General features: G+C 73.0%; 17 protein-coding genes. 14 read left to right on the top strand and 3 right to left on the bottom strand.

The window, feature by feature from the left end:
• Positions 1-31: 31 nt before the first annotated feature.
• The 3 genes from IF01_RS0138255 (at position 32) to IF01_RS0138245 (ending at position 2,187) form a co-directional block, all read left to right on the top strand.
• Positions 32-1,357 carry a CynX/NimT family MFS transporter gene (locus IF01_RS0138255; RefSeq protein WP_030398250.1) on the top strand — a complete coding sequence of 442 codons (1,326 nt, stop codon included), beginning with the start codon at positions 32-34 and terminating at the stop codon, positions 1,355-1,357.
• Positions 1,358-1,425: 68 nt separating this feature from the next.
• Positions 1,426-1,548: an SGM_5486 family transporter-associated protein gene (locus IF01_RS51280; RefSeq protein ID WP_279617295.1), complete on the top strand. Its 123-nt coding sequence runs from the start codon at positions 1,426-1,428 to the stop codon at positions 1,546-1,548.
• A gap of 111 nt (positions 1,549-1,659) precedes the next feature.
• Positions 1,660-2,187: a SixA phosphatase family protein gene (locus tag IF01_RS0138245; RefSeq protein ID WP_030398249.1), complete on the top strand. Its 528-nt coding sequence runs from the start codon at positions 1,660-1,662 to the stop codon at positions 2,185-2,187.
• Positions 2,188-2,313: 126 nt separating this feature from the next.
• Here the strand turns inward: IF01_RS0138245 and serB are convergent, their stop codons facing one another.
• Positions 2,314-3,588: a phosphoserine phosphatase SerB gene (serB, locus tag IF01_RS0138240; protein ID WP_051757041.1), complete on the bottom strand. Its 1,275-nt coding sequence runs from the start codon at positions 3,586-3,588 to the stop codon at positions 2,314-2,316.
• A gap of 287 nt (positions 3,589-3,875) precedes the next feature.
• Here serB and IF01_RS0138235 point away from each other — a divergent pair, with 287 nt between their 5' ends.
• From IF01_RS0138235 to IF01_RS0138225, 3 genes are all read left to right on the top strand, one after another.
• On the top strand, positions 3,876-6,440 hold the full coding sequence (locus IF01_RS0138235) for an FHA domain-containing protein (protein WP_030398247.1): 2,565 nt from the start codon (positions 3,876-3,878) through the stop codon (positions 6,438-6,440).
• Positions 6,441-6,786: 346 nt separating this feature from the next.
• Complete coding sequence (locus IF01_RS0138230) at positions 6,787-7,902, top strand: GAF domain-containing sensor histidine kinase (protein WP_051743058.1); 1,116 nt, start codon at positions 6,787-6,789, stop codon at positions 7,900-7,902.
• Positions 7,895-8,545, top strand: a complete 651-nt coding sequence (locus IF01_RS0138225) for a response regulator (protein ID WP_030398245.1) — start codon at positions 7,895-7,897, stop codon at positions 8,543-8,545. Before IF01_RS0138230 ends, IF01_RS0138225 begins: the two co-directional genes overlap by 8 nt.
• Positions 8,546-8,575: 30 nt before the next feature.
• On the opposite strand, the gene IF01_RS0138220 is transcribed toward IF01_RS0138225, so the two are convergent.
• Positions 8,576-9,376, bottom strand: coding sequence for an Rv1486c family protein (locus IF01_RS0138220; protein WP_030398244.1), 801 nt, complete (start codon positions 9,374-9,376; stop codon positions 8,576-8,578).
• A 148-nt stretch (positions 9,377-9,524) separates the two neighbouring features.
• On the opposite strand from IF01_RS0138220, the gene IF01_RS0138215 reads away from it, so the two are divergent.
• The 7 genes from IF01_RS0138215 (at position 9,525) to IF01_RS51275 (ending at position 15,460) form a co-directional block, all read left to right on the top strand.
• Complete coding sequence (locus IF01_RS0138215) at positions 9,525-10,316, top strand: ABC transporter ATP-binding protein (RefSeq protein ID WP_030398243.1); 792 nt, start codon at positions 9,525-9,527, stop codon at positions 10,314-10,316.
• A 192-nt stretch (positions 10,317-10,508) separates the two neighbouring features.
• Positions 10,509-10,931 (top strand): NfeD family protein, encoded by a 423-nt coding sequence (locus IF01_RS0138210; RefSeq protein ID WP_030398242.1) that lies wholly within the window; start codon positions 10,509-10,511, stop codon positions 10,929-10,931.
• A gap of 10 nt (positions 10,932-10,941) precedes the next feature.
• On the top strand, positions 10,942-11,994 hold the full coding sequence (locus IF01_RS0138205; RefSeq protein ID WP_030398241.1) for an SPFH domain-containing protein: 1,053 nt from the start codon (positions 10,942-10,944) through the stop codon (positions 11,992-11,994).
• A gap of 167 nt (positions 11,995-12,161) precedes the next feature.
• Positions 12,162-12,920 carry a sulfite exporter TauE/SafE family protein gene (locus IF01_RS0138200; RefSeq protein ID WP_030398240.1) on the top strand — a complete coding sequence of 253 codons (759 nt, stop codon included), beginning with the start codon at positions 12,162-12,164 and terminating at the stop codon, positions 12,918-12,920.
• 17 nt (positions 12,921-12,937) lie between these two features.
• Entirely contained in the window at positions 12,938-13,114 is a 177-nt protein-coding gene (locus IF01_RS0138195) for a DUF1272 domain-containing protein (protein ID WP_030398239.1), read from the top strand.
• A 37-nt stretch (positions 13,115-13,151) separates the two neighbouring features.
• The gene (locus tag IF01_RS0138190) at positions 13,152-13,454 is read left to right on the top strand and encodes a 4a-hydroxytetrahydrobiopterin dehydratase (protein WP_030398238.1); all 303 of its coding nucleotides are present in this window, start codon (positions 13,152-13,154) and stop codon (positions 13,452-13,454) included.
• Positions 13,455-13,573: 119 nt separating this feature from the next.
• A complete protein-coding gene (locus IF01_RS51275) occupies positions 13,574-15,460 on the top strand; it encodes an outer membrane protein assembly factor BamB family protein (protein WP_030398237.1) in 1,887 nt (628 codons plus the stop codon).
• A 126-nt stretch (positions 15,461-15,586) separates the two neighbouring features.
• Here IF01_RS51275 and IF01_RS0138180 read toward each other — a convergent pair whose 3' ends face one another.
• On the bottom strand, positions 15,587-16,123 hold the full coding sequence (locus IF01_RS0138180) for an HNH endonuclease (protein WP_030398236.1): 537 nt from the start codon (positions 16,121-16,123) through the stop codon (positions 15,587-15,589).
• A gap of 344 nt (positions 16,124-16,467) precedes the next feature.
• Between IF01_RS0138180 and tyrS the strand changes: the two genes are divergently transcribed.
• Positions 16,468-17,730 (top strand): tyrosine--tRNA ligase, encoded by a 1,263-nt coding sequence (tyrS, locus tag IF01_RS0138175; protein ID WP_030398235.1) that lies wholly within the window; start codon positions 16,468-16,470, stop codon positions 17,728-17,730.
• Positions 17,731-18,086 lie beyond the last annotated feature (356 nt).

Genomic DNA, 18,086 nt, shown 5'->3' with positions numbered 1-18,086 from the left:
AGGATGCGCTAATTCATCCCATCATTCTATGATGGCCCGCATGTCGTCCGCAGCAGACACCGCAGATCCCGTCACCGCTTCCACCCGGGTCGACCCCCGGGGTGCCGACCGGCCGCAGACCGAGCGGCCGGCCCCGCCCAGAAGTCGCCACCTCGGCTGGCTGTTCGCCCTCGCGATCGCCGCCGCCGCGTTCAACCTCCGCCCGGTGGTCACCAGCCTCGGGCCGCTGCTTGACCAGGTCCGCACCGACCTCGGGATGAGCCCGACCGTCGCCGGCCTGCTCACCGCCGTCCCCTCGCTCTGCTTCGCCCTGTTCGGCTTCGCCGCGCCCGGGCTGGCCCGGCGGCTCGGCCCGGTCGCGGTGGTCACCGCGGGCATGGGCGCGATCACCGCGGGCGTGCTGGCCCGCTCCTTCGCCGGCGGCACGGCGGTCTTCCTGCTGCTCACCGCGCTCGCGCTGGCCGGTGTGGCGGTCTCCAACGTGCTGATCCCGGTGGTCATCAAGCGGTACTTCCCGGAGAAGGTCGGGCCGATGATCGGCCTCTACTCGATGGCGCTCTCGGCGGGCACCGCGCTGGCCGCCGCCGTCACCGTCCCGCTGACCAAGGGGCTCGGCGGCGACTGGCGGCTCGGCCTCGGGGTCTGGGCCGGGCTCGGCGCCGTCGCCCTGCTGCTCTGGATCCCGGTGCTGGTGGGCCGGCGGCGGGACTCCGCCGGACCGGCGGCCGGCGCGGCGGACACCGTGCGGCTGCCGATCACCCGCAGCCGCACCGCCTGGGCGCTGGCGATCTTCTTCGGCTTCCAGGCCACCGGCGCGTACGTGGTGATGGGCTGGCTGCCGACGATCTTCCAGGACGCCGGGGTCTCCTCGGGCACCTCGGGCGTGCTGCTGGCGCTGACCATGGTGATCGGTGTGCCGGTCTCCTTCGTGCTGCCCAACCTGGCCGCCCGGCGCGGCGACCAGCGGCTCTTCGTGGTGGTCCTGGCGGCCTTCGGCATCGCCGGCTACACCGGGCTGGCGCTGGCCCCGGCCGGTGCGCCGTGGCTGTGGGCGGTCCTGGTGGGCCTGTCCAACTGCGCCTTCCCGCTGGTGCTGACCATGATCGGCCTGCGCGCCCGGACGGCCGGCGGGGTGGCCCAGCTGTCCGCCTTCGCCCAGGGCGTCGGCTACCTGATCTCGATCCCCGGCCCGATCCTGATCGGCCGGCTCTACCAGGCCACCGGCGAGTGGTACCTGCCGCTCGGCTTCCTGGCGGTGCTGCTGGTGCCGCAGATGCTGTTCGGCCTGCGGGCGGCCCGGGCCCGGCACATCGAGGACGAGGCGGTGGCGACGGCCTCCGGGGCCGTCGCGGCCTGACCGGTCCCGGTCGGGGGAGAACGGGTCCCGGTGGGGGACGGGCGTGTCCGGGGTGGGAGAATCCGGGCATGCCCGTTCTCGAACCGAACCCCACCGACGGCCACAAGAAGCTCGGCCAGCTCGCCGCGATCATCGTCGGCATCGTCGTCCTGCTGGTGATCGTCGCGATCGTCGCCCGGAACATCGGCTGACCCCGGGGGGACGCCCGGTGAACCCCGCATGATGGCACTCCCCGACGCCGGGGGTGGCGCCATCGGGCAGCATCGCGCCCGCGGCCGGCTTTTCTGCCAAGCTTGCTGGGTATGAGCGCCGACACGCCCCGCAGGATCATCGTTCTCCGCCATGCCAAGGCCGACTGGCCGGACGGCGTCGACGACCACGAGCGGCCGCTGGCCGACCGGGGCCGCCACCAGGCCCCGGAATCCGGCCGCTGGCTCGCCGATTCCGGCATCAACCCCGACTACGTGCTCTGCTCCACCGCGCTGCGCACCCGGGAGACCTGGAAGCTCGCCGCGCACGAGCTGCCGAAGCGGGTGCGGCGGACCGTCTACGAGGACCGGGTCTACGACGCCAGCCCCGGCGAGATCATCACCGTCCTCCAGGAGACCCCGGAGGAGTACGCGGACGTGGTCCTGGTGGGCCACAACCCGGGGGTGCTGGGCCTGACCCAGGTGCTGGCCGGCGACGAGGGCGACCGGGACGCGCTGGAGCGGCTGCGGCTGGGCGGCTTCCCGACCGCGGCCGTCGCGGTGCTCAGCTTTTCGGGCTCGTGGAAGGGCGTCGAGCCGGGTGTGGCGCAGTTGGTCTCGTACTTCACGCCGCAGGACTGAGCGGCGGCAGCGTACCGGACCGACGACGAGGGGCGCGAGGACCATGTCCGCGCGCCCCTCGGTGCGTCCGGTCGGTCCCGCGCGCCGGTTCCGCGCCGTCGGTCCCGCGCGCCGCTCCCGGGCCCGTCAGGCCCGGGCGCCGGCCTCCGGGTGGTCCAGGACGTCCACCACGTCGGCCGCCTCGACCTCCTCGCGGGTGATCCCGAGCAGGTACAGCACGGTGTCCAGGAACGGCACGTTCACCGCGGTGTCCGCCGCCTCCCGCACCACCGGCTTGGCGTTGAACGCCACGCCCAGCCCGGCCGCGTTCAGCATGTCCAGGTCGTTGGCGCCGTCGCCGATCGCCACCGTCTGCTCCAGCGGCACCTTGGCCTGCTCGGCGAACCGCTTCAGCCAGCGCGCCTTGCCCGCCCGGTCGACGATCTCGCCGACCACCCGGCCGGTGAACTTCCCGTCCACCACCTCCAGGGTGTTCGCCGCCGCGTAGTCCAGGCCCAGCTGCTCCACCAGGTGGTCGGTGACCTGGGTGAAACCGCCGGACACCACCGCGACCTGGAAGCCCAGCCGCTGCAGGGTGCGGATCAGGGTGCGGGCGCCCGGGGTGAACCGGACCTCCGCGCGCACCTTCTCGGTCACCGCGGCGTCCAGCCCGGCCAGCAGCGCCACCCGGGCGCGCAGCGACTCCGCGAAGTCCAGCTCGCCGCGCATCGCGGCGGCCGTCACCTCGGCGACCTCCTGCTCGCAGCCCGCGTGGGCGGCGAACAGCTCGATCACCTCGTCCTGGATCAGCGTCGAGTCGACGTCCATGACGATCAGCCGCTTGGCCCGCCGCTCCAGCCCGGCCGCCACCACCGCGACGTCCACCCGCTGGGTGGCCGCCTCCTGGGCCAGCTCGGCCCGCAGCCGGTCGGTGGCCACACCCGAGACGGCCAGCTCGACGGCGGTCACCGGGTACTTGGCGAGCCGGAAGACCCGGTCGATGTTGCCGTCCGCGGCCGTGATCCGCGCGGTGAGCGCGGCGACGGCGGAGGCGGTCAGCGGGTGGCCCAGCACGGTGACGTGGGAGCGGCCCTCGCGGCGCGGCCGGTTGTCGCCGATGCCGGAGATGATCTCGGCCTGGAGCTTCTGCTCCTCGGCCCAGCGGTGCACCACGGCCCGCAGGTCGCCCTCGGCGCCCCGTACGGCGGGGGCGGAGACCAGGGCGCACAGCGTTATCCGGCCACGGGTGACCACCTGCTCGATGTCGACGACCTCGACGCCGAACCCGGCCAGGGTGGCGAAGAGCCCGGCGGTGATGCCGGGGCGGTCCTTGCCGAACACCTTGACGAGCAGGGTGCGCCCGTCCTCGGTCCGGGGCTGCGGGGCGGGGAACGGCTCGGCGGCCAAGGGCGATGCGTTCATGGTGCGTCCCACGCTACCCGGAGCCGGACACCGCGACGGCACCCGTCCGGTTCGTGGACGAGCCCGCCGCCCGCGCCGGACGACGGGCCCGCCGTCCGGCCGGACCGGGCCGTACCAGGTCGTACAAGGGCGGTCCGCGAATCGTTGCCGCCTGGTCACAGTCCGCGGGGGCGGCTTTCACCCACGGCCGACGGGCTGGAATGATTCCCCCGTCAGATTCACGATCATTTCGCCCCACCTGGCCGGGGCGCACCATCGGGGGAACCGAGAGAGCGGGGCAGGCGAGAGTGCCGCAACTCGTCATCGAGATCAACGGACAGCAGCGGGTCCTGGAACCCGGGCGGTCCTACACCATCGGTCGCAATCCGCAGTCGGACTTCCAGTTCGACGACGCGCGGGTGTCCTGGCAGCACGCCACCATCTCCTTCAACGGGGCGGGTTGGCAGCTGGACGACCACGGCAGCACCAACGGCACCTACACGGGCGGTGCCCGCACCATGCAGGCCCAGCTGTTCCCGGGCGCCGTGGTCAACCTCGGCAACGCCGAGAACGGCCCCAGGCTCGCGTTCTCCGCGCCGGCCGCCGCCCAGCAGGCCGCCCAGCCGGCCTGGCACGAGGCCGCGACCAGCCGGAGCGCCGCCCCGCAGCAGCAGTGGCAGCCCCCGGCGGCGCAGCAGCCCTACCCGCCGCAGCAGCAGTGGCAGCCGGAGCCGCAGGTCCAGCCGCAGCCGCAGGCCCAGCCGCAGCACTTCCCGCAGCAGCAGGGCTTCCCGGGGCAGCACGCCCCGCAGGGGTTCCCGCAGCAGGCGCCCGCCCCGCACGACGGCGGCCCGCAGCCGACGGTCATCCGCAACCTGACCGCCGGCATGAACACCATGCGGATCGGTCGTGCGCTGGACAACGACATCGTCGTCTCCGACCTCCAGGTCTCCCGCCACCACGCCGAGCTGCGCCAGCTGCCCGACGGCCGGTACGAGATCGTCGACCTCGGCAGCCACAACGGCATCTTCCTCAACGGCCTGCGGGTCGAGCGCCAGCTGATCGGCCCGCAGGACCGGCTGACGGTCGGCCACTCCAGCTTCGTGCTGGTCGGCGACCAGCTGCAGGAGTTCGTCGACACCGGCGCCGTCTCCTTCTCCGCCCGCCACCTGACCGTCGAGGTCGACTTCAAGGGCGGCAAGAAGGTCCTGCTCAACGACGTCAGCTTCGGCGTCCCGGAGAAGTCCCTGGTCGCCGTCATCGGCCCGTCGGGCTCCGGCAAGTCGACCCTGCTGCGCGCCCTCACCGGCTACCGCCCGGCCGACCGCGGCGACGTCCTCTACGACGGCCGCAACCTCTACAAGCAGTTCGCCGAGCTGCGCTCGCGCATCGGCCTGGTGCCGCAGTCGGAGATCCTGCACAAGGAACTGACCGTCCGCACCGGCCTCAAGTACGCGGCCCGGCTGCGCTTCCCCGGCGACACCGAGCCGCGCGAGCGCGAGGCGCGGATCGACGAGGTGCTCTACGAGCTGCGGCTCGACAAGCGCGCGGACAACCGGATCACCGCCCTCTCCGGCGGCCAGCAGAAGCGTGTCTCGGTCGCGCTGGAGCTGCTCACCAAGCCCTCGCTGATCTTCCTGGACGAGCCCACCTCGGGCCTCGACCCGGGCATGGACCGCGAGGTCATGCAGATGCTGCGCGGCCTCGCCGACGACGGCCGCACGATCCTGGTCGTCACCCACTCGGTGGCCGAACTCGCGCTCTGCGACCGGCTGCTGGTGATGGCGCCGGGCGGTTCGGTGGCCTACTTCGGTCCGCCGGACGAGGCGCTGCACTTCTTCGGGTACGAGACCTGGGCCGATGTCTTCCAGGCCTTCGAGAACTACCCGGACCACGACTGGGCCGGCCGCTACCGCAGCTCGGTGCACCACCAGCAGTACTCGGCGGACGTGGAGTCCGGCGCCGTGCAGTCCGCGCAGATCGTCCAGGAGGCGGTCCGCCCGCCGAAGCCGCAGAGCTGGGGCTCGCAGCTGTGGACGCTGATCCGCCGCTACGCCTCGGTGCTCGCCTCCGACCGGGGCTTCCTGGCGCTGTCGGTGCTGCTCCCGGCGGTGCTCGGCGCGGTCAGTGTGCTGATCCCCAACGAACCGGGGCTGGCGCCGAACCCCAAGTCGCAGCTCGGCCTCAACAGCGGCGCCGCGACGATCATGCTGATCCTGGCGATCGGCGCCTGTTTCTCCGGCGCGGCGAACTCGGTCCGCGAGCTGATCAAGGAACGGGCGATCTACGAACGGGAACGGGCCACCGGCCTGTCCCGGTCGGCGTACATGATGTCCAAGATCATCGTGCTGGGCTTCTTCAGCGTGATCCAGGGCGCGATCATCTCCGCGGTCGGCTTCCTGCCGCGCAAGCTGCCCGCGCACGGCCTGGTGATCAAGGACCTGCCGATCCTGGAGATGAGCTTCGGCCTGATCCTGCTGAGCTTCGCCTCGATGATGTTCGGCCTGGCGATCTCCGCACTGGTGAAGACCGCCGAGAAGACCATGCCGCTGCTGGTGATGTTCGCGATCATCCAGGTCGTCTTCACCGGCTGCCTGTTCCAGATCTTCTCCAAGCCCGGCCTGGAGCAGTTCGCCTGGCTGATGCCGGCCCGCTGGGGCACCGGCATGGTCGCCACCACGCTCGACCTGTCGCACCTGCTCGGACCCTGGAACAAGGACTTCCAGAACCCCGAGTACGACGCGCTCTGGGGCCACAACTCGGGCCAGTTCTGGTTCGACGCCGGCGTGCTGATCCTGATGTCCGTCCTCATCGGCGTCATCGTCACCCGCCTCCAGCGCCGTCACGAGCCCGAGGTCATGCAGAAGGGCTGACGCCCGGCACCGCCGCCAGCACGGGGGCGGCCCACCCCGACCGGGGCGGGCCGCCCCCGCGGCGTTCCCGGGCCCGCCCAGGGGCCCCGTCCGGCGCTCCGGAACGGCGAGGTCCGCAGGGCACGACCTAGGTCGCTGGACCTGCGTCCCGCCCGGCCGGGGACCGACGCGCGCGCCCCGCGGACGGCGGTAGGTTGGCGTCATGCCCACCGTGCCAAGCGACCACCGGCACGCCGGACTGCTGCCCGCCGACCGGATCCCGGTCGGCCCGCCGTCGGACGGCACCCTGCCCGCCTGCGAACCCTGCCTGGCCGGCATCGAGGCCGTCAGCCAGGCCCTGCTCGGGATGAGCCGCCACCTGGAGGTCCGCGAGGTCCTGCGCCGGATCACCGCCTCCGCCCGCCGGCTGCTCGGCGCCGAGTACGCCGCCCTCGGGGTCCCCGACGACCACGGCGGCTTCGCCCAGTTCGTCGTCGACGGCGTCACCGACGAGCAGTGGCGCGCGATCGGACCGCTGCCCCGCCAGCACGGCGTGCTCGCCGCGATGCTCCACGAGACCGGCCCGATCCGGCTCGACGACGTCCGCCGCGCCCCCGCCTTCGGCGGCTGGCCCGAGGCCCACCCCGAACTCGGCGCCTTCCTCGGCATGCCCATCGTCGACGCCGACCACGACGAGGACGGGGACGGCGACGAGGACGGACCCGAGGTGCTCGGCGTCATCTACCTCGCCAACAAGCGCGGCGGCGGCGGCTTCACCGACCACGACGAGGAACTGCTGCGGATACTGGCCGCGCACGCCGCGCTGGCCCTGACCAACGCCCGCCTCTACGAGCGCAGCCGCGAACTCACCCTGGCCGGCGAGCGCGCCCGGATCGCCCACGACCTGCACGACGCCGTCTCGCAGAAGCTGTTCTCGCTGCGCCTCACCGCCAAGGCCGCCGCCAAGCTCGTCGACCGCGACCCGGCCCGCGCCCGCGCCGAACTCGCCGAGGTGGCCCGGCTCGCCGCCGAGGCCGCCGACGAACTGCGCGCCGTCGTCGTCGAACTGCGCCCCGCCGCGCTGGAGGAGGACGGCCTGAGCGCCACCCTGGCCTCCCAGGTGCAGGTCCTCGACCGCGCCCACAACGCCGACATCGCCTTCGCCGCCGACCGCGTCCGCGCCCTCCCGCAGGCCCAGGAGGCCGCCCTGCTGCGGGTCGCCCAGGAGGCCCTGCACAACGCGCTGCGCCACTCCGGCGCCGGCCGCGTCACCGTCACCCTGGCCGGCACGCCCGAACGCGGCGCCGTGCTGCGGGTCAGCGACAACGGCCGGGGCTTCGACCCCGGGGCCGTCCGACGGGCCGGCCGCCACCTCGGCCTGGCCTCGATGCGCGACCGCGCCGCCGCCGTCGGCGGCCGGCTCACCCTGGACTCGTCCCCCGGAACGGGCACGATCGTCGAGATGGAGGTCCCCGGTGCCTGACACCCTGACCGCGATCCGCGTCCTGCTGGTCGACGACCACCAGGTCGTCCGCCGCGGCCTGCGCACCTTCCTGGAGGTGCAGGACGACATCGAGGTGGTCGGCGAGGCCGCCGACGGCGCCGAGGGCGTCGCCCGGGCCCGCGCGCTCGACCCCGACGTGGTCCTGATGGACCTCAAGATGCCCGGCGTCGACGGCATCGAGGCGCTGCGCACGCTCAAGGAGGAGGGCAGCCGGGCCCGGATCCTCATCGTCACCAGCTTCACCGAGCACCGCACCATGGTCCCCGCGCTGCGGGCCGGCGCCGCCGGGTACGTCTACAAGGACGTCGACCCGGAGGCACTGGCCGGCGCGATCCGCTCGGTCCACGCCGGCCATGTGCTGCTCCAGCCGGAGCTGGCCGAGGCACTGCTCGCCGACGACGGCCCGCGCCCGCCGCAGGGCCGCGGCGGCACCCTCACCGAGCGCGAGCGCGAGGTTCTCGGCCACATCTCCGACGGCCGCTCCAACCGGGAGATCGCGCGCAGCCTGCACCTGTCCGAGAAGACGGTGAAGACCCACGTCTCCAACATCCTGATGAAGCTGGACCTCGCCGACCGCACCCAGGCCGCGCTCTGGGCCGTCCGGCACGGCGAGACCCGTTAGGGCCTGGTCCGGACCCACGGCTCCCGCCGCCTACGGCTCCCGCTCGTCCACCAGCGCGTTGTACGCCGCCACCTGGGCCCGGCGGGCCGTGCGCCACAGCGGCGCCAGCGCCTCCTGCCGGGCCGCCATCTCGGAGGCGCTCACCGCCGCGCCGTGGCCGTCGGAGGCGATCGACAGCAGCGCCGCCACCTGCCGGGCCGACTCCAGCACCCGCACCGCGCGCGGCGGGTACCCGGGCGCCAGCAGCTCGGCGTGCCCGCGCCGCCGGTACGCCTCCAGCGCCCGCAGCGCCTCCGGACCGGCCCCGGCCACGTCCAGCCGGGTCAGCAGCACGGTGGCCCGGCGAAGCCCGTCCGCCAGCTCGAACTCGGCCTCGTGCAGCGAGGGCACGTCGGCCGGCGGCGCGTCGTTCACCTCGGCGCAGCGCCACAGCACGGTCGCCGACCGGTCCCCGGGCGGGCCGAACACCTCCACCTCGGGCACCAGCCCCAGCGGCACCCCGACCGCCAGCACGGCCTCCCCGGCCGCCAGCGCGCGGGCGTTGAACGGCGCCGGGCCGGTCAGGCCCAGCGGGTGCCCGGCCGAGGGCAGGGCCAGCCGCAGGCCCTTCACCCCGAGCACCCGCAGCCGTCCCAGCGCCCAGGTGAGCCCGTGCCGCTCGTCCGGGGCGTCCCCGGGCAGACCGGTCACCCGGTGGCTCTCGTCGGCCCCCAGGACCGCCGCGGCGGCGTTGTCGGGCGGCACCAGTCCGGCCAGCAGAGCGTTGCCCCAGGCGGCCAGCCGCCCCGAACGGGGCTCTTCGTACGGATTGTCGGCAGGTGTGGCGAGCATCCGGCCAGCCTACGGAATCGGCGGACACCCGGGTGGCGTAGGTTTGCCCATGCGCGTGCGGCGCACCCATTCCCGTGCCCACCGGCCGCCGGGACGGGACGCCGCTCGCACCGACGGCCGTATATCTGTTTTTGGGGAAGGCATAGGCATGAGCGACGTGCTGGAGCTGGTGGACGTTTCCGTGGTCCGGGAGGGGCGCGCGCTGGTCGACCAGGTCTCGTGGTCCATCTCCGAGGGCGAGCGCTGGGTCATCCTCGGCCCGAACGGCGCCGGCAAGACCACCCTGCTGCAGATCGCCTCCTCGTACCTGTTCCCGACCTCCGGCAAGGTCAGCGTCCTCGGCGAGAAGCTCGGCGAGATCGACGTCTTCGAGCTCCGCTCGCGGATCGGCCTGGCCGGCGCGGCCATGTTCGACAAGCTGCCCGCCGAGCAGACCGTGCTGCAGACGGTGCTCACCGCCGCGTACGGCATGACCGTCACCTGGCAGGAGTCCTACGAGCAGTTCGACGAGTCCCGCGCGCTCGCCCTGCTCGACCGCCTCGGCATGGCCGGCATGACCGACCGCCGCTTCGGCACCCTCTCCGAGGGCGAGCGCAAGCGCACCCTGATCGCCCGCGCCCTGATGACCGACCCCGAGCTGCTGCTGCTCGACGAGCCCGCCGCCGGGCTGGACCTCGGCGGCCGCGAGGACCTCGTCCGCCGCCTCGGCGCCCTGGCCCAGGACGAGTTCGCGCCGGCCATGGCGATGGTCACCCACCACGTCGAGGAGATCGCCCCCGGCTTCACCCACGTCCTGATGATCCGCCAGGGCAAGGTGCTCACCGCCGGACCGATCGACACCGAGCTCACCGCCCGCAACCTCTCCAAGTGCTTCGGCCTCCCGCTGACCCTGGAGCGCCACGGCGACCGCTGGTCCGCCCAGGGCCTGCCGCTCGGCTGAACCGCCCCGGTCGGCGCCGGTCGGCGCCGACCCGGGCGGGTCCTTCCGCGGCCCGACCGGGCCCCGGCCGGACGCCACTGAACTCCGCTGAACTCGGCCGAACCGGAACCGGTCGCACGTGCGACCGGTTTCCGCCCCTCCACCTGCGGGAACTGACCGCGTCATAGGCCCTTCCCTCCCTAGGATGGACACGTGGACAGCTGGATCTGGTGGCTCCTGGTCGCCGTCGGCCTCGGCATACCGTTGGTGATCACCACGATGCCGGAGCTCGCGATGTTCGCCGTCGGCGCGCTCTTCGCGGCCGGCGTCGCCGGTCTGGGCGCCGACGTGGTGTGGCAGGTGCTGACCTTCGTCGCGGTCTCGGTCGCGCAACTGGTCGTCGTCCGCCCGATCGCCTACCGGGCACTGCGGAAGGGCCCGCAGATCAGAATGGGCATCGAGGCGCTCAAGGGCGCCACCGCGGTCGTCGCGGAGAAAGTCGACGGGGAGGGCGGTCGGATCAAGCTCAACGGTGAGATCTGGTCGGCCCGCGCGCTCCACCCCGAGCAGGTGTACCAGCCGGGTGAGCAGGTCGACGTCGTCGAAATCCAGGGCGCGACCGCCCTGGTCGTCTAGGGGAGAGTCCGTGGAACCCGTCCTTATCGTCCTGGTCGTCCTGGTCGTGGTGGCCTTCATCGCGCTGATCAAGACGATTCAGGTCATCCCGCAGGCCAGCGCCGCGATCGTGGAGCGCTTCGGCCGCTACACCCGGACGCTCAACGCCGGCCTGAACATCGTGGTCCCGTTCATCGACCGGGTCCGCAACCGGATCGACCTGCGCGAGCAGGTCGTGCCGTTCCCGCCGCAGCCGGTGATCACCCAGGACAACCTGGTGGTCAACATCGACACGGTGATCTACTACCAGGTCACCGACGCGCGGGCGGCCACCTACGAGGTCGCCAGCTACATCCAGGCGATCGAGCAGCTCACCGTCACCACGCTGCGCAACATCATCGGCTCGATGGACCTCGAGTCGACCCTGACCTCGCGCGAGGTCATCAACGCCGGCCTGCGCGGCGTCCTGGACGAGGCCACCGGCAAGTGGGGCATCCGGGTCAACCGGGTCGAGCTGAAGGCCATCGAGCCGCCGACCTCGATCCAGGACTCGATGGAGAAGCAGATGCGCGCCGAGCGGGACAAGCGCGCCGCGATCCTCACCGCCGAGGGCAACCGGCAGTCCCAGATCCTGCGCGCCGAGGGCGAGAAGCAGGCCGAGGTCCTCAAGGCCGAGGGTGAGGCCCAGGCCGCCGTGCTCCGCGCCGACGGTGAGGCCGCCGCCATCCGGACCGTCTTCGAGGCGATCCACGAGGGCGACGCGGACCAGAAGCTGCTGGCCTACCAGTACCTGCAGACCCTGCCCGAGCTGGCCAAGGGCGACTCCAACAAGCTCTGGATCATCCCGAGCGAGGTCGGCGACGCGCTCAAGGGCCTGGGCGGCGCCTTCACCGGTCTGACCGGCGGCGCCAACGGCAGCGCGATGGCCGCCCCCACCGCGGCCCCGGCCGCCCCGCCCGCCGCCACCCAGGTGCCGATCGACCCGGCCGCCGGCCCGCGCCCGCTGGACACCGACACCAAGGGTTCCGCCCGCCCCCGGATCGACCCGCTCCGGGAGTACCGCAAGAACGACCCCGAGCAGTAACCCGCGCGTTCGTCCACCGAGGGCCCGCCTCCCGTACCGCACGGGGGCGGGCCTTCGGGTCTGTTCGCGCCCGGTGTGTCCTACGTCCCGAATCCTGGGCGAGGCTGGTACCGGCGCCCGTCCGTCCGGCATGATCACGGCGGCAGGACCCCAACGGGAGGTGGCTCATGACGGTCTGGGAGGCGATCGCCGTCCTGGTGGCGGGCGTCGGCGCGGGGATGATCAATGTGATCGTCGGCTCCGGCACCCTCATCACGTTCCCGGTGCTGCTCGCCGTCGGACTCCCGCCGGTCACCGCCAACGTCTCCAACTCCTTCGGCCTGGTGCCCGGTTCGGCCAGCGGCGTGCTCGGCTACCGGCGCGAGCTGGTCGGCCAGGGCGCGCGGCTCGCCCGCTTCGGCACCGCCTCCCTGCTCGGCGGCGTCCTCGGCGCCTACCTGCTGATCGAGCTGCCCAGCGCCGCCTTCGACGCGATCGTCCCGGTGCTGATCCTGCTCGCCCTGGTCCTCGTGGTGCTGCAGCCCCGGGTCGCCAGGGCGGTCGCGGCCCGCCGCCGCCCCGACGGCGACCCGCACGGCGGCCCGCTGCTGCTCGTCGGCATCTTCCTCACCGGCGTCTACGGCGGCTACTTCGGCGCGGCGCAGGGCGTGCTGCTGCTGGCCCTGATGGGCATGATGCTCCAGGAGGACCTGCAGCGGATCAACGGGGTGAAGAACGCCCTCGCGATGATCGTCAACGGGGTCGCGGCACTGTTCTTCCTCTTCACCTCGACCGTGAACTGGACCGCCGCCGGACTGATCGCGGTCGGCTCGCTGGTCGGCGGCATGGTCGGCGCCAAGGTGGGCCGCCGCCTCCCGCCGCAGGCGCTGCGCGCCGTCATCGTCGTCGTCGGCCTGGCGGCGATCGTCAAGCTGCTCGCCACCTGATCCGGAGGGACCCCGGCATGGCCCTGGAAATGCGCCCGATCTGCGAGCGCTGCGAGGTGTCGCTGACCCCGGACGGCCCGGCCTCTATATGTTCCTACGAGTGCACGTTCTGCGGGCCGTGCACCGAGGAGATGGCCGGCGCCTGCCCGAACTGCGGCGGCGAGCTGGTCGCCCGTCCCCGACGGACGGGCTGACGACCGACCGGCCCCCGGCGACAGGACAGGAGAGCCGATGAGCCGCGAACGGCTGACCGAGGACGCGATCACCGCCGGACTGGCAGGCCTGCCGCACTGGACCCGCGAGGGCGACAGCATCGTCCGGACCGCCGACGCCCCCGACTTCCCGGCCGGGATCCGGGTCGTGGCGGCGGTGGCCGAGACGGCCGAGGCGATGGACCACCACCCGGACATCGACATCCGCTGGCGCACCCTGCGCTTCGTCCTCTCCACCCACAGCGCGGGGGGTCTCACCGCCCTCGACCTCGACCTCGCCGCCCGGATCGACGCCGCGCTCGCCGCCGAGTCCGCCCGGTAGGTCGGAATCACGGTGCGGTCGGGCCCCGTCCGACCGCACCGGAACCGTCCGCTCCGCCCCGCTCCGGGGCCGTGAGATGCTGACTGCCGCATCGCAGGCGGTCGGGAGGGACGGAACGGATGGCTCAGGATCCCCTCGGCGACGGCCACCCGCAGCAGTGGTACCCGCAGCAGGCGTCCCAGGAGTGGCCCGCCGGACACCCGGAGCACCCGGAGCACCTGGAGCCCGCCGAGTACCCGGCGCAGCAGGCGTGGCCGGGGGAGTACGGGCAGCAGGCCTACGGAACGCAGGCCTACGGGCAACAGGGGTACGTGGAGCAGGGGTACGGACAGCAGGGCTACGCCGCCCACGACCCCCACACCCCCCAGGCCGGGTACGGCCACATCCCTCAGCAGCCCTGGCCCCACGGGGCCGTCGACGCACCGGACCAGCAGCAGTACGCGCCCTACGTCGTCGTCCCGCAGCAGCCGAGCGGCGGGGAGCTGTACGCCCCCGCCGGGGCCGAGTACTCCGCCGACGGCTATCTGCGACTGGAGCCGGAAGCCGAGCCGGAGCCCGTCACCGAACCCGAGCCGAGGCCGGAGCCGGAACCCGAGGCCGAGCGCGTGGCACCCTCCTCGCGGCGGGCGGACCGCACCGCGGGCCGGACCGGTCTCGCCGCCAGGGCCAGGGCCGCCGCGGACGCCGTCGTCTCCGCCGAGCACACCCCCGGCCGCCGGGCGCTGCTGGTGCGCACCGGCGCGGGCGTCGCCGCGCTCGGCGTCCTGGTCGCGGCCGGCCTCGTGGTCGGCCTGGAGGGCGGCGGCTCCGCCGACAACGCCGGCGGCGGCGAGCCGGGCTTCACCGTCGCGCACACCCGCACCTGGGCCGCCGGTGCCACCACCCCGACCGGCGGTGACGACACCCTGGTCGGCAGCTGGCTGCTGGCCGGCGCCGTGGTCCGCGCCGACGCCACCGGCGTTCGCGCCTACGACCTCACGGACGGCCGTCAGACCTGGTCGATGGAGCCGCCCGCCGCCGGCGCCGTGCCCTGCGGCCTCTCCCCGACCGTCAACCTGACCGGCCTCGGCGCCGCACTGTTCCGGCCCCGGGCCGACCCCAAGAGCCCGTGCTCCCTGGTCGCGGCCGTCGACAGCGGCACCGGCCGGACGGCCTGGACCAAGTCGCTCTCCGACGCCAAGGGCGCCTACGGCGCGAGCGTCGGGGTCACCGACGACAAGGTGATAGCGGTAGGCGACAGCCATGCCGTCGCCTGGGAGGCCACCGGCGGCAACGACCTCTGGCAGTACACCGGGCAGGGGAAGTTCTGCACCCTCTCCGGCGGGGCGTCCGGCGGCACCGTCCTGGTCGCCAGCTCCTGCGCCGACTCCACCCCCGTGGACCAGGCCGTCGCGCTGAACGCCGTCGACGGCAAGGTCACCTGGTCGCGCCCCCTGAACAACCGGCCGAAGACGGCGACGGTGCTCTCCGTGGAACCTCCGGTCGTCCTCACCACCGGCGAGAAGCCCGAGGACGACCGGGTCCTCGCCTGGGGCGCCAACGGCGACCCGGCCACCGAGATCCCGGTCGCCGGCTCCGGAGGGCGGCTCGACGTCGCCCACGGGATGTTCTCGGCCACTCCCGGGGCGTTCTTCCAGGACCGCACGATGATCACCACGGTCGCCCCGGCGAACGCCGCCGGCGGCTCCGTCGCGGTGGTCGGCTACGACCTCGACAGCGGCAAGCAGCGCTGGCGGACCACCGCGCGGGAGAAGGGCGCGGCCCGTGCGGTCGCGGTGGACCGCGGCGCGCTGGTGCTCGCGGTCGACGAGCGCCTCGACCAGCCGGCCCACCTCAGCCGCTTCGCCCTGGCCGACGGGCGCCAGACGGTCGGCGGCAACTTCCCGCCCGGCACCGGCTCGCTGCTGGTCTCCGGACGGGTGCTGCTCGGCGGCGGCCGGGTCGTCGCCGTCCCCGAGCACTCGACCAACTTCGGCACCGCGACCGGTTACCGGGCCCAGGAGTAGGGCCTGCCTGCGGCTTGCCCCTGCCCGGCCGCGCACCGACTTCCCCCCGTCGATGCGCGGCCGAGCCTCCCCCGGGTCCCCCCTGGTTCCCCTGGTCCCCCTGGTCCCTCTGGTCCGGATGCCGCCTCAGGCGGCGGCCGACGCGGCCGACGCGACCACCTGGGCCGGCAGCCAGGCGGCCAGCTCCCGGACGTCCGCGCCGCGCAGGCCCAGCGCCATCATCAGGGTGGCCTGCGGCGTCGGCACGAACGGCCGGCGGAGCAGCTTCATCCCCGCCTGCTCCGGCGTCCGGTCGGCCTTGCGCTGGTTGTCCTCGGAACAGGCGGCCACCGTGTTCATCCAGGTGTCCGTACCCCCGCGCGACCTGGGCTGCAGGTGGTCCACCGTGGTGGCCCGCCGCCCGCAGTAGGCGCACAGGTGCTGGTCCCGGACGAGCACCCCGCGGCGTGACCACGGAGCCTGTTGTCGGAACGGCACCCGGACGTATCGCTGGAGTCTGATCACCCGCGGCACCGGTACGGTCACCCCCGTCCCGCGCACGGTGCGCAGTGGGTGGGCCTGCTCGACCACGGCCTTGTCCTGGAGTACCAGGACCACGGCACGCTGGAGCGACACCGTCGTCAGCGGCTCGTAGCTTGCGTTCAGAACCAGCGTGCTGCGCACCTCGGCCACCCTTCCGCGGGCGTGCCACGGCGGCACGACCGTCTCCACACACGTCACTGCCGCCGCGCGGCGGTGGGACCACTCTGAAGGGGCACGGGGCCGTCGAACAACGGAATTTCCGGTGTCGCCGAGGGGCACGGCCGCGACGGGACGCACGGGAACCGGATCCGGCCGGAATCGGACCCTCCCGGATTCCGCCCCGCCCGGCGCGTCCATGCCAGTCCGGAGAAAACTCGTTGGCCGGGACCGCGTAGGCTCTACAAAGCTGGAGTCGTCCCGCACCCGGGCCCGGAAAGAACCGGGCCCGCACCGGGCGGGCGCCCGATCGAAGGAGAAGCGTGACCGTGACGGACATCGTCGACGAGCTGCGGTGGCGTGGGCTGATCGCCCTGTCCACCGACGAGGACGCACTGCGCAAGGCGTTCGCGGACGGCCCGGTCACGTTCTATTGCGGCTTCGACCCGACGGCGCCCAGCCTGCACCTCGGCAACCTGGTCCAGATCCTCACCATGCGCCGGATCCAGCAGGCGGGGAACCTCCCGCTCGGCCTGGTCGGCGGCGCCACCGGTCTGATCGGCGACCCGAAGCCCACCGCCGAGCGCGTGCTCAACGACCCCGAGACGGTGGCCGGCTGGGTCGAGCGCCTGCGCGGCCAGATCTCGCGGTTCCTCGACTTCGAGGGCCCGTACGCGGCGCGCATGGTCAACAACCTGGACTGGACCTCCGGGATGTCCGCGATCAGCCTGCTGCGCGACGTGGGCAAGTACTTCCGCGTCAACAACATGATCGCCAAGGAGGCCGTCGCCCGACGGCTGAACTCCGACGCGGGCATCAGCTACACCGAGTTCAGCTACCAGATCCTCCAGGGCATGGACTACCTGGAGCTGAACCGCCGCTACGGCTGCGCGCTGCAGACCGGCGGCAGCGACCAGTGGGGCAACCTCACGGCCGGCACGGACCTGATCCGCAAGGCCGACGGCAAGTCCGTGCACGCGCTGGCCACGCCGCTGATCGTCAAGGCGGACGGCACCAAGTTCGGCAAGACGGAGTCCGGCACGGTCTGGCTCGACCCCGAGCTGACCACCCCGTACGCCTTCTACCAGTTCTGGCTGAACGCGGACGACCGGGACGTTCCCAACTTCCTGCGGATCTTCAGCTTCCGCTCGCAGGCGGAGGTCGAGGAGCTGGAGCGCGAGACCACCGAGCGCCCGGCCGCCCGCCTCGCCCAGCGCGCGCTGGCCGAGGAACTGACCACCCTGGTGCACGGCGCCGAGCAGTACGAGCGCGCGGTCGCCGCGTCCAAGGCGCTGTTCGGCCAGGGCGACCTCGCCGATCTGGAGGCCCCGACCCTGGCGGCGGCACTGGCCGAGGTCCCCAAGGCCGAGGTCATCGAGCTCCAGCCGATCGTCGACCTGCTGGTCGCCGTCGGTCTCTCCCCGAGCCGTTCGGCCGCGCGCCGGACGATCAAGGAGGGTGGCGCCTACCTCAACAACGTCAAGGTGACGGACGAGGAGGCGGTGCCGGCCGAGGCCGATCTGCTGCACGGCCGCTGGCTGGTCCTGCGTCGCGGCAAGCGGAACCTGGCCGCCGCCGAGTTGATCAAGTGACCGAAACCCGACGCCGCTGACCTGCGGCTTCGACTCTCAGGGGCGGGATCCAGCCGGATCCCGCCCCTGATGTTTGACGGTGTCCTCCAGGTGGACTAGTGTTGAACGAGTCGCTGAAACGGCCATCCCATCGAGTGCTTGACGCTCGGAGCATGAATTTCGAGTAACTCTCGGAATGCGCTAATGTGGAGGACGTCGCAAGAAAGCGACCCCGGCCAGTTCGGGAAATCCGATGAATGAAACTCCGGAAAACGGAGCGGAAAACATCTGATAAGCTGGAAACACGAAAGAACGAAGCGCCCGGAGGGCCGGTGTGAAAGCCGCCTGAAGGAAGTGTCCGTTCCTTGAGAACTCAA

Source organism: Kitasatospora purpeofusca, from assembly GCF_000718025.1.
GTDB classification, from domain to species: Bacteria; Actinomycetota; Actinomycetes; order Streptomycetales; family Streptomycetaceae; genus Kitasatospora; species Kitasatospora purpeofusca.
The sequence above is the reverse complement of the archived record's forward strand: the minus strand, read 5'-3'. Positions and strand labels throughout refer to the sequence as shown.